Origin of the sequence: Streptomyces pyxinicus (assembly GCF_024753135.1) — a bacterium.
GTDB lineage: Bacteria > Actinomycetota > Actinomycetes > Streptomycetales > Streptomycetaceae > Streptomyces > Streptomyces pyxinicus.
On record NZ_JANUGP010000039.1, the window covers coordinates 44,384 to 55,478 of the forward strand.

Genomic DNA, 11,095 nt, shown 5'->3' on the forward strand with positions numbered 1-11,095 from the left:
GCCGTGAGAGGCGGGGGCACCGCCCGTCCGCCCGGACCGCAGCTCAGGAGGCACCCGCCATGATCCCCGAGATACGACCCCGCGGCCTCCGGCTGTCGCTGGCGGCCGCCGGTCTGCTGGCCGTCGGCGGCTGCGCGGCGCTCGGGCTGCGGCACCCGGCGGCCGCTCCGCACCCGTTCCCGACCATCGACGCCCCGGCCCCGACGCCCAAGGCGTCCACGCGGGCCGACGGCTCCACGCTCAGCGACCAGCAGGCCGAGGCCGCGCTCATCACCCGGAACGATCTCGGCGCCCCCTGGGAGGCCACCCGCGGCGCGGCCACCTGGCGGGACGGGCTGCTGAAGGCGACCAGCTCGGCCGGACCGTGCCAGCGGCTGCTGGACGCCCTGTACAGCGACGAGCTGCTCGGCGGTCCCGCCCGGGTCGCGGTCGGCCTGGACGACGCCGACACCGACGCCCAGCTGCGCTACCAGATCGGCGCGCGCCGCCCGGCGGACGTGGACGCGGCGCTGGAGTGGCTGCGGTCGATGCCCGAGCAGTGCGCCCGCTTCACGGCCACCACGGGGACCGGGCTCCAGGAGGACGTCCAGGTCGTCGACGCCCCGCTGCCGGAGGTCGGCGACGCCCGGCAGGGCCTGCGCGTCAGCCTCGCCGCCACCACCCCGGACGGCCAGGACTACCTGCTCACCATCGACCTGGCCGCGGTCCGGGTCGGCGAGGACGCCTTCGCCCTCACCAACGCGGGCCTCGGCGACGTCCCGAACGACGCCACCCAGGCCGCCGTCCAGGTCGGCGCGCTGCGTCTGGCCGACATCCGCAAGCAGGGGCGGGTCCAGGTCTGACGGGGGTGAGCGGCGGGGGGCTCGCCGTCCCGGTCGGCCGTACGGCGACGGCGTGAACCGGTGCCGGGCCGGTCGCCGCCGCGCACGGCCCGCGCCCCCGCGCCGGCCGAACAGCACCGGACAGCTTCCGTCACAGCCGAACTCGTCGGGCCGACGGCCGATGGCCGATGGCCGATGGCCGATGGGACGGGGCCGAGGGGACGGGCCCGAGGGGACGGGCCCGAGGGCGCCGGAGTCGGACATCGCGCCACACCGGCGACCGAGCCGAGCACCGCTCCGCCTGCCCCCCGCCACAGCAGGGGCTCCCTCACAACGGCGGCTGAGCCGGTGCCGGTCCCAGTGTCGTCGTGCCCGGGGCCGTGCGGTGGCCCAGGCCCGTGCGGTAGGCGTCGAGGGCCGCCTCGGTGCGGCCGGTGCGGCGCAGGAGGTCGCCCAGGAGGCGGCAGAGGTCGGCCAGGTCGCCCGCCGCGCCCGCGCGTTCCAGGAGGCTGAGGGCGCGGACGTAGTGCTCCTCGGCGGCCTCGGTGTCCCGGGTGTCCTCGGCGATGATGCCGAGGAGGCGGTGGGCGGCGGCGGCGTGCACGGCGCCGCGTTCGGAGGAGAGGCCGCCGAGCACCCCCCGCAGCAGCTCGGCGGCCTCGGCGGACTTGCCCCGGCGGTGCAGCACGTCGGCGAGTTCGACCGCGGCCTGGCTGCGGTAGAGGGCCGCGCGGGTCTGGGACAGCATGGCGAGGGCCTGGCGCAGCTCGTCCTCGGCGCGGTCCAGCTCGCCGTCCTGCGCGCAGACGTAGCCGCGCATCCAGTGGCAGTTGGCCAGTTCGGTGCGCAGCCGCAGGCGGCGGTACAGCTCGGCCGCCTTGGCGAGGGAGGCGTCGGCCTCGGCGACCCGGCCCTCGGCGAGCAGGGTGCGGGCGACCGACCGGTGCATCCGGGCGATCAGCGCCGGGTCGCCGGCCTGCGGGGCGAGCGCGAGGGCGAACTCGGCGGCCTGCGCGGCGCGGGCATGGGCGCCCATGTCCATGTAGGGCCCTATGACGCTGGCGTAGAGCAGCAGGAGGGCGTCCGGGTCGTGCAGGCCGCCCCGGTTCAGCTCGTCCAGCGTGGACTCCAGCAGGTAGACCGCGTACCGGAGTTCGCCCGCGAGGTAGTGGGAGACCGCCCGGCCGCGCACGGCGGGCACCCGCACCGGCAACGACTCGCCGGCCTGCCGTTCCTCCGCCCGCTCGAAGTGTCCCCGTGCCAGGTCCAGTTCGCCGGTCTCCAGGGCGCACTCGCCGAGCCCCAGCAGCGCGGCGGCCTGTTCGGCGGGCAGGTCGTGCAGCTCGGCCTCCGCCAGCAGCGCCGTGTACTGCTCGGCGGCGTCCTCGGCCCGGCCGTCGGCGAGCACGCGCTGCGCCTCGGTGAGCCGCAGCCGCAGGTCGGTGGCGAGATGGGCGGGGCGCCCCACCGCCAGCTCCTCGAAGGCCACCCCGAGCCGGCCCGCGATGTGGTGCAGCGCCTCGTCGGAGGCCCGCACCCGGCCGGCCTCCAGCGTGGAGATGTAGGCGGGCGTGTACGCAGGCTCCGCCAACTGGCGTTGCGTCAGGCCCTGTTGGGTGCGCAACTGCTGCACGCGCCGCCCGATGACCTGCGGTTCGTCCCGTTCCCGCATCCGCGCCGCCCCCAACTCCCTTGGCACCTCTTGCTGTTCGTCACACGCAGCCCTAGGTTAAACGGCGGATTAAGCAGGTTTAACCCGCCGCTGCCCTTGCGAGGACGCCGTGCTCGGACGTACATCCGCCGCCGCCCGTGACCGCACCACCGCACGGTACGCCAGGGCCCTCGCCGCCGCGGTCCTCGCCGTGGCCGTCCTGCTCACGGCGGCGCACGCGGGCCCGGCACCGGAGGCGGCCGGCCGGACCACGACGACGGCCGGCACGGTCCAGCCCTGACGAGGCACGACAGGTACGACGAGCACGACAGCTACGACAGCTACGACGGGTACCGGGACCGGAGGCAGCGGCCTACCCTGCGCGCATGACCTCTGCCGCCGCCGGCCCGGCCGCCGCCGCCCGTACCGCCCTGGCCCTCACCGCCGACCCGGCCGCCTGGGCGCTGGAGGACCTCTACCGGGACCTGCACCGCCACCCCGAGCTGTCCCTGCGCGAGCACCGCACCGCCGGGAAGCTGGCCGAACGCCTCGCCGCGGCCGGCTTCGAGACCACCGGGGGCGTCGGCGGCACCGGCGTGGTGGGCCGGCTGCGCAACGGCGACGGCCCGACCGTGCTGCTGCGGGCCGACATGGACGCGCTGCCGGTACCGGAGGCGACCGGGCTGCCGTACGCGTCCGAGACCGCCGGGGTGATGCACGCCTGCGGGCACGACCTGCACGTCACCTGGCTGGCCGGGGCCGCCGCGGCGCTGGCCGCCGGGCGCGAGACCTGGCACGGCACGCTGCTGGTGGTGGGGCAGCCCGCCGAGGAGACCGGGCAGGGCGCGCGGCGGATGGTGGCCGACGGGCTGTACGAGCGGTTCGGGCGGCCGGACGTGCTGCTCGGCCAGCACGCGACACCGGGCCCGGCCGGCCTGTACCCGCACGTGCCGGGCCTGATCATGGCGGCCTCGACGGACGTGGACATCGTGGTGCACGGCCGGGGCGGCCACGGCTCGCGCCCGGAGGCGACCGTGGACCCGGTGGTGACGGCCGCCTACCTGGTCACGCGGTTGCAGACGGTGGTCTCCCGGGAGGTCGCCGCCGGGGAGTCCGCCGTCCTGACGGTCGGCCGGATCGAGGCGGGCACCCGGCACAACATCATCCCGTCCGAGGCGCGCATCGCGCTGAACCTGCGCACCCGGTCCGAGGCGGTGCGCCGCCGGATGCTGGCCGCGATCCGGCGCATCGCGGACGGCGAGTGCCTGGCGGCGGGCTGCCCGCGCGAGCCCGAGGTGAGCGTCGGCAACACCTTCCCGGCGACCGTCAACGACGCCACCGCCGACGCCGCCGTGGCCGCCGTGCACGGCGAGGTGTTCGGCGCGGGCACGGTGTTCGACCCGGGTCCGGCGATGGGCAGCGAGGACTTCTCCGAGCTGGCGCCGGAAGCGGTCCCCTACGCCTACTGGTTCGTGACGACCACCCCGGCCGAGGTCTGGGAGCGGGCGGCCGGCGACACCCTCCCGGAGAAGCTCGCGGCGGTGCCGAGCAACCACAGCCCGCACTTCGCGCCCGACCTGGCCACGCTCGCCCCGGGGGTGCGCACGCTGGTGTCGGGGGCGCTCACACTTTTGTCAGTGGCATGACTTAGTGTTCCGGCCTAGTCTTCACCCACCCGTCACACGCGCCCCACAGGGGACTCACACAAGTGGGCGTGTCTCGTGGCGTTCCTCTTCATTCGTTCCGGGGGGTTCGAATCAGCGTGCGTATGCGCACTCTCACGGCTGCCACCACTCTGGCGGTCCTCTTCAGCTCGGTGGCCCTGGCCGCCGGCCCGGCGTTCGCCGACTCCAGCAAGACCCTTCCGGTCCGCGCGACCGGGGACATCGTCGTCGACGGTGTCCACCAGCGGGTGTTCGTCAGCGACCCGCTGAACGGCAAGATCGTCGTCACGGACTACGCCGGCACCGTCGTCAAGCAGCTCACCGCCAACCTCTCCGGCGTCAGCGGCCTGGAGCTGTCGGCCGACTCCGGCACGCTGTACGCGGCCGTGCGCGACCTCGACGCCATCGCCGTCTTCGACACTGCGACCGGCACCGAGACCACCCGCTACGCCGTCGGTGACAAGCCGGAGAGCGTCGCCCTCGCGGGCGGCAAGCTCTGGTTCGGCTACGGCGCCGCGGCGGCGGGCGGCATCGGCTCCGTCGACCTGACGAGCGAGGGGCACGAGGTCACCCTCGACCAGAGTCGCGACTGGTACGCGGCCCCGCTGCTGGACGCCACGCCCGGCTCGGACATCCTGGTCGCGGGCGCGCTCGGGCAGAGCCCGGTGACGCTGGCGTCGTACGACGTCTCGTCCGGCACCGCCACCAAGCTGGCGAGCACCTCGGAGGCCGGCAGCAACCTCGGCGACCTCCAGCTCACGCCCGACGGCAAGGACGTCGTGGTGGCCAGCGGTTCGCCGAACTACCAGCAGGTCTTCCGCACCTCCGACCTGAACGAGGACGGCACGTACGACACCGACTCCTACCCGAACTCGGTCGCCATCGCGCCCGACGGTACCCTCGCGGCCGGCATCGACGGCTCCTACGAGCCGGACGTCTACGTCTTCCGGCCCGGCAGCGGCGAGCCGGTGCGCACCTACGACTTCCCCAACACCGGCACCAGCTCCGGCTCGGACCTGCTGGCCGACTCCGGGCTCGCCTGGAGCCCGGACGGCTCCCGGCTGTTCGCGGTGACCTCCAACAACGAGGGCGTGTACGCGCTGCGCGTGCTGACGTCGCCCACCAAGGCCGTCACCACCGTCACCGTGGACGCGCCGGCCACCGCCGCCCGCGGCAAGAAGCTCACGGTCAAGGGCAAGGCCACCTCGAAGACGGCGCTGCCGGCCGGGACGAAGCTCACCGTCACCCGGACCGACCTGGAGTCGCCCCAGGGCAAGGCACTGGCGTCGGCGGTCACCAAGGCGGACGGCACCTTCTCCTTCACCGACACCCCGCCGGCCGGCGGCAAGGTGACGTACAAGGCCGCCTTCGCCGGGGACGCCGGGCACGCGGCCGGTTCCGGCTCGGACGCGGTGACCGTCTCCCGCGCCAAGGCCTCGCTCACGCTGAACAACAACGGCAAGGTCTTCGCGTACGGCAAGGACGTGAAGTTCACGGCCCACCTCGGGACGACCTACAAGAACCGCACGGTGGAGATCTGGTCCGACCCGTACGGCCCGGACAAGCCCAACAAGCTGGTGAAGTCCGGCAAGGCCGACGCGCACGGCAACGTGTCGGTCACCCTGGACCTGAAGCGCGACGCCAGGCTCACCGCCAAGTTCGCCGGCGACGCCCGCTACCAGCCGGCCACCGCCACCAGCACGGTCGGCGCCCAGGTCAGCGTGAGCAGCTCGGTGGGCGGCCACTACCAGGCGAAGTCGACGTGGGGCCACACGTACTACTTCTTCCACAAGAGCAAGGACCCGCTGATCACGACGAGGATGCCGTACTACCCGGGCCGCAAGCAGAAGTTCGAGTTCGAGGTGTACTACCAGGGCCGCTGGTACCCGGGCGACCCCGCCTACTTCGCGCTCGGCTCCGACGGCGTCTCCAAGGTGCGGATCAACGGCGACCACGGCAAGGACGTCGGCTGGCGCTTCCGGGTCCGCTCGTCGTACATCAACGCGTCCTCCGGCGACACCGTGAACTCCACGACGCACGGCGCCTGGAAGTACTTCACCTTCACCAAGTGAGACTACTGCGCCTGGAGTTGCCGTAGCTGCCGCTGGACGCTCTCCAGCGCGCCACTGCGGCGCCCCGGCACCCTGAGCCGCAACTCCGCGAGCGCGGGCCCCAGTTCCCGGGCCCGCGCCGTGTCGTCGATCCGGGTCCACTGGTGGTGCGCCCGGTCCACGGCCGCCTCCACGGCGGGCGTGTCCGGCGCCTGCCCGGCGGCCAGCCGGGTCCCGGCGACCGCCAGCCAGGCCCGGCAGCTGCGCACCGTGTCGCCCGCGAACATCGCCAGGTCGGCGCGGACCTCGCTCCAGTGCAGGGCCTCCTCGGAGGCCGGCCCGAACGCCCGTACGGCGGCCGTCTCGTGCCGCGCCGCCAGCGCGTCGGCCTCGTCGTGCCGCCCGTCCCGCACGGCGGCGCTCAGGGCGTCGTGCGGATCGGCGGGCGCCGGCGCGGGAGTCCCGGGGCGCTGTCCCGGCACGGGGGCGAGACCGCCGGCGCCGGCCAGCACCAGGTCGCGGCCCGCGCCCGGCTCGATGACCCGGGCCAGCGCCCGCTCGTGCAGCTCGGCCGGCGGCGGCCGGTGCCCGCTGCGCAGCAGCGTCGCCACGGCCTTCATGTACGACGGCTCCGCGATCCCCCGCCGCCCGGAGCCGCCCGGGGCGACCCGGCCGTACAGCGCGGTGGTGGGGCCGCAGTCGAGTCCGTGCCCGGCGATGTGCGCCCAGGCCTCGGGGTCCGCGTGCAGGTCCACGAACAGCGTGGTCTCCGCGGCCGAGCGCAGCCGTAGCTCCTCGCGGATCCAGTGCCAGGGCAGCGCGGTGTAGCGGACGGTGGCCGCGGTGGTGCGGGCCAGCGCCAGGTGCGGCAGCCGCTGCCGCCGGTCCAGGTGGAGCTGGCCGGTGAGGTACACGGTGAGCGGTCCGGGCGCGGCCGCGGCGGCGCGCAGCCGGGTGAGGACGGCCTGCGGCTCCAGCGGATCGGCGAGCTCCACCACGTTGGCCGTGTCGGCGCCGGCCAGCACGGCCGGGGCGACGGCGGCCAGCACCGGCAGCACCCCGGCCGCGTCCACCAGGCGGCTCCGGCCCAGCGGCGAGGCCGCGAGCAGCAGCACGGTTCCGGGCATCGGTCCTCCCCCCAGGGCCCGCGGTCGGGTGGTCCCTGTCGAACGGCTCTCCAGCGAGCACCGTAACCGCTGCCGGCGGCCACCGGCGGCTCAGGACCGCAAACGTCCCCCTTCGAGCGCTTCGTTCCCCGCCCCGCGCACCCGGCGCACGGCGAACACCGTGGTGTCGTCCTGGAGCCGGCCGCCGCTGTGCCGCAGCACGCCGTCCCGGATCCGGCGCACCAGACGGCCCGGTTCGGCGCGGCCCGGGTCGGCGCGGACGGCTCGCGTCACCTCGCGGACCAGCGGGTAGAACACCCCGGGCCGGTCGCGGGCCTCGGTCACCCCGTCGGTGACCAGCAGCAGCGTCTCGTCGGCGGCCAGCCGCACCCGGCGCACCGGCGGCAGGCGGCCCGTCAGGTCGGCGAGGCCGAGCGGCAGCCCGTCGCCGCTCGGCAGCTCGCGGACGCCGCACGGACCGACGGCGAGCGGGGGCTCGTGCCCGAAGTTCACCAGCTCGATGCCCTCCCCCGCGCCGGTATCGGCATCGGCGGGGAACGCGATCAGGACGGCGGTGGCGAAGCGGTCGCCGACGTCCCGGCCGAGCGCCCTGGTGTGCAGGCGGTGCCGGGCCATCCGGGTCTCCAGCCGCCCGGCGACCGTCGCGAGGTCCGCCTCGTGGTACCCGGCCTCGCGGAAGGTGCCGAGCAGCGCGGCGGCGGTCTCCACCGCGCCCAGGCCCTTGCCCTGCACGTCGCCGACGAGGACGCGGGTGCCGTGCGGGCCCGGCTGGATGTCGTAGAAGTCACCGCCGACCCGGGCGTCGACGTCCGCGGTCAGATACACCGCCGCGTGCTCCAGGCCGGCCCAGCAGGGCGGCAGCGGGCGCAGCACGGTACGGCGGATGGTGTCGGCGATGTCCCGCATGCGCAGGCTCTGCCGCTCCTTGTCGATCCGCGCCGCCGCAGCCAGGGTGGCCAGCAGCCCGCCGACGGCCACCAGCACGAAGTCCGCGAGGCCGGCCTTGTACTGGTCGGGCCAGACGCTGTCGGCGGCGACGTACATCACGACCGCCGCCAGACCGAACAGGGCCGTCGTCCACACCGCGCAGATGGCGGCCGAGATGCCCGGGACCAGCACGATCCAGGAGATGATCCGGAACTGCTCGGGGGTGTCGAGGTCGGCGACCACGATGCCGACGAGCAGCACCAGGGGCAGCACCCAGGCGATGCTCCGGCCACGCACCCGCAGCAGCCGGCGCCACCGCCCGTTCCCTGTCTCCGTCACGGCCGGCAGCCCTCCATGTCCTCAGAGAAACATGGGGGACAACACCCCGCATCCGGGCACTCGTCACGTTCCCGGCCGACTTGCCAGGGTGTGCCCGCCGGTGTGCATTGGAAGCCGGGGGCGGAGAGAGAGGAGTGCTCTCATGGCTCAAGCGGCACCCACGGGCGGCGGCGTCCACCGTCCCGGCCGTGCACCCGAGCGCCGGGCCGCCGAGGAACGCGTCCGGACCCCCGACGTCTTCGACGCCCGCGTCCACGCGCTCTCCCGGATCATCGTCCCGGTCGGTCTCGGGCTGATCTACGGCTACTGGGTCTCGGCCAACAGCCGCTCGGGCGGCCCCATCACCGGCTGGAACCTGCTCCTCGGGTTCGTCAGCGCGCTGGTCTTCGCGGCGCTGTCCATGACCCTGCTGACGCTGACCCCCCGGCTGCCGAAGGAGTTGCACGCCCTGCTGTGGACGGCGTTCGTCGGCTGCGCGTTCGGCTTCGCCTACAGCCAGACCGACAAGACGATGCTGCGGACGGTGCTGATGTCGCTGGTGGTGTCGGCGGCGACGTTCGCCGCGCTCTTCTACCACTACTACACGCACCGGGACGCCTTCGGACGCCGGGCCCGCTGACCCCGGACCGCTCCGGCGGCGAGCACGCGTGGGGCCCCGGCCGGACGGCCGGGGCCCCACGCGCTCCCCTGTTCCCTCCGCACCCCCGGCTCCGGCCCCGCCCCACCAGTCACCCCAGCACCAGGAAACACCCGTCCGGACGACTCTTCCACCCGGGCCACGCTTCGGAGTCCTGCGCAAGCGGGCGGCGCCGGGCGCCACCCGTCCGGCCCGGAAAACCCCCCGAACGCAGTCACCCCGCTCGCGCGCCCGACCCCCCGGCCGTTGCCTGGAAGCGTGCCCCCACGCCTCCGGAGCGCCCTCTCGGCCGCACTGATCACGCTGTCCTGCCTCCTCGTGCCGTTCGGCACGCTGGCGGCCTGGGCGGCGTACGGTCTCGCCGACACGGGCCGCTACGTCACCGCGATGGCGCCGCTCGCCACCGACCCGGACGTCCGGGACGCCGTCGCGGACACGGTCGGCGACGGCATCCTGCGGGCGGTGGACCAGCGCGTGGACGTCCGTCCGGTACGCGGCTCGGTCCGGCCGTTCGTGCACGACGCGGTGCGCTCCTTCACCCAGACCGAGGCGTTCCGGCTGGCCTGGGACACCGGCAACCGGGTCACGCACGACGCGGTGCTGCGCGCGCTGCGCGAGGAGGACGACCGCGAGGTCACCGTCGACCTCGCCCCGGTCACCGCGCAGGTCAAGCGCCGGCTCACCGAGGACCACATCCCGCTCGCCCAGCGGATACCGGTGGAGCACACCGCGGTGTCCGTGCTGCCCGCCGGGGAACTGGTGGCGCTCAGGAAGGGGTTCCAGGTGCTGGAGGTCGCCGGTCTCTGGCTGCCGGTGGCGGCCGTCGGCTTCGCGGTGGGCGGCATCGGCCTGGCCCTCCGGCGCCGCCGCGCCGTCGTCGCGACCGCGCTGGGCACGGCCCTCGGCGGCGCCCTGCTCGTCACCGCCCTCGCCGTCGGCCGCGGTGTGACCCTGGCCGACCTGCCGTCCGACGTCCCGCACGCGGCGGCCGGCGCGGTCTACGACGCCCTCACCGCCACCCTGCGCACAGCCGCCTGGCTCCTGGTCGGCTTGGGCCTGCTGGTGGCTTCGGGCACGTGGCTCGGCCGCCGGCTGCGGTGGGGGCGGCGAGGGGGGGTTGCCGGGGGGATGCGGCCGGGGTCGTCCGTACGGGGGCTGCGGCCGGGGTGGCTTCCGGGGGCGGGGCGGGAACCGGAGCCCGGGCGGGAGCTGGGGCCGGATCGAGGCCTGCGGTCGGCGCGGCTGGTGGCGGGCGAGCGTGGCGAGCGTCCGGTCCTCCCTGGCCGAGCGCTGGAGCCGGCCCGGGGCCTGTGGCCAAGGTGGCTCTCGCGGCCGGGACGAGGTCCGCGGTGGGATCGGCGTCCGGGGCCGGTCAAGGTGCCGGGGGTGGGCGGTCCGGTGTGGCGCCGGCGCCCGGCGTCCGTCGAAGGCCGGCGGCCGACACGGGTTCGGGCCTCTGGGCGGACGCTGTGGCCGGCCCGGTTCGCGCGACGACGGCGAGAGTCGCCGGCGCCCGCCGCAGCTCCGGCACAGCCACCGACCCGAGCCCGGGCCTGACCGCACCCGGCGCCCGGTCGGCACCGACCGCGTCCGGCGCCCGGACCCGGTCAAGACGCCGCGCCCGGGCCACTCGGGATGACGCCGACGCCCGGAACCCGCCCGGACCCTGCCTCCGGCACAGGGCCGGACCCGGTCAAGACACCGCGCTCACCCCACCCGGGATGACGCCGACACCCCGAACCCTGCCTCCGGCACAGGACCGGAGCCGGTCAAGACGCCGCGCCCGCCCCACCCGGGATGACGCCGACACCCCGAACCCTGCCTCCGGCACAGAGCCGGACCCGGTCAAGACACCGCGCCCGCCCCACCCGGGATGAC

The 11,095-nt window shown here is 75.3% G+C and carries 8 protein-coding genes and 1 pseudogene; 6 read left to right on the top strand and 3 right to left on the bottom strand.

Translation table 11 applies throughout. The annotated features are described in order from the left end of the window. Nucleotides 1-59: 59 nt before the first annotated feature. Nucleotides 60-842, top strand: a complete 783-nt coding sequence (locus NX794_RS32435) for a hypothetical protein (RefSeq protein WP_258783242.1) — start codon at nt 60-62, stop codon at nt 840-842. A gap of 307 nt (nt 843-1,149) precedes the next feature. Here the strand turns inward: NX794_RS32435 and NX794_RS32440 are convergent, their stop codons facing one another. Continuing rightward, nucleotides 1,150-2,493: a helix-turn-helix domain-containing protein gene (locus NX794_RS32440; RefSeq protein ID WP_258783243.1), complete on the bottom strand. Its 1,344-nt coding sequence runs from the start codon at nt 2,491-2,493 to the stop codon at nt 1,150-1,152. Between the two features lie 109 nt (nt 2,494-2,602). Here NX794_RS32440 and NX794_RS32445 point away from each other — a divergent pair, with 109 nt between their 5' ends. The 3 genes from NX794_RS32445 to NX794_RS32455 all read left to right on the top strand — a co-directional run bounded on the left by NX794_RS32445 (nt 2,603) and on the right by NX794_RS32455 (nt 6,208). Beyond that, nucleotides 2,603-2,773 (top strand): hypothetical protein, encoded by a 171-nt coding sequence (locus NX794_RS32445; RefSeq protein WP_258783244.1) that lies wholly within the window; start codon nt 2,603-2,605, stop codon nt 2,771-2,773. A gap of 85 nt (nt 2,774-2,858) precedes the next feature. Further along, nucleotides 2,859-4,118, top strand: a complete 1,260-nt coding sequence (locus tag NX794_RS32450; RefSeq protein WP_258783245.1) for an amidohydrolase — start codon at nt 2,859-2,861, stop codon at nt 4,116-4,118. 122 nt (nt 4,119-4,240) lie between these two features. Then, the gene (locus NX794_RS32455; RefSeq protein ID WP_428986006.1) at nt 4,241-6,208 is read left to right on the top strand and encodes an Ig-like domain repeat protein; all 1,968 of its coding nucleotides are present in this window, start codon (nt 4,241-4,243) and stop codon (nt 6,206-6,208) included. A 2-nt stretch (nt 6,209-6,210) separates the two neighbouring features. On the opposite strand, the gene NX794_RS32460 is transcribed toward NX794_RS32455, so the two are convergent. Both NX794_RS32460 and NX794_RS32465 read right to left on the bottom strand, forming a co-directional pair. Beyond that, entirely contained in the window at nt 6,211-7,314 is a 1,104-nt protein-coding gene (locus NX794_RS32460) for a hypothetical protein (RefSeq protein WP_258783247.1), read from the bottom strand. A 90-nt stretch (nt 7,315-7,404) separates the two neighbouring features. Further along, on the bottom strand, nt 7,405-8,580 hold the full coding sequence (locus tag NX794_RS32465; RefSeq protein WP_258783248.1) for a PP2C family protein-serine/threonine phosphatase: 1,176 nt from the start codon (nt 8,578-8,580) through the stop codon (nt 7,405-7,407). 142 nt (nt 8,581-8,722) lie between these two features. Here NX794_RS32465 and NX794_RS32470 point away from each other — a divergent pair, with 142 nt between their 5' ends. Further along, on the top strand, nt 8,723-9,199 hold the full coding sequence (locus tag NX794_RS32470; protein ID WP_258783249.1) for a hypothetical protein: 477 nt from the start codon (nt 8,723-8,725) through the stop codon (nt 9,197-9,199). Nucleotides 9,200-9,475: 276 nt separating this feature from the next. Further along, nucleotides 9,476-10,324 (top strand): annotated as a pseudogene (locus tag NX794_RS32475) (hypothetical protein); the annotation flags it as partial. Between the last annotated feature and the right edge of the window lie 771 nt (nt 10,325-11,095).

Bases quoted from the DNA above. Each gene is read 5' to 3' on its own strand.
- NX794_RS32435 (WP_258783242.1), top strand. From the start codon at position 60: ATGATCCCCGAGATACGACCCCGCGGCCTCCGGCTGTCGCTGGCGGCC.
- NX794_RS32440 (WP_258783243.1), bottom strand. From the start codon at position 2,493: ATGCGGGAACGGGACGAACCGCAGGTCATCGGGCGGCGCGTGCAGCAG.
- NX794_RS32450 (WP_258783245.1), top strand. From the start codon at position 2,859: ATGACCTCTGCCGCCGCCGGCCCGGCCGCCGCCGCCCGTACCGCCCTG.
- NX794_RS32455 (WP_428986006.1), top strand. From the start codon at position 4,241: ATGCGCACTCTCACGGCTGCCACCACTCTGGCGGTCCTCTTCAGCTCG.
- NX794_RS32460 (WP_258783247.1), bottom strand. From the start codon at position 7,314: ATGCCCGGAACCGTGCTGCTGCTCGCGGCCTCGCCGCTGGGCCGGAGC.
- NX794_RS32470 (WP_258783249.1), top strand. From the start codon at position 8,723: ATGGCTCAAGCGGCACCCACGGGCGGCGGCGTCCACCGTCCCGGCCGT.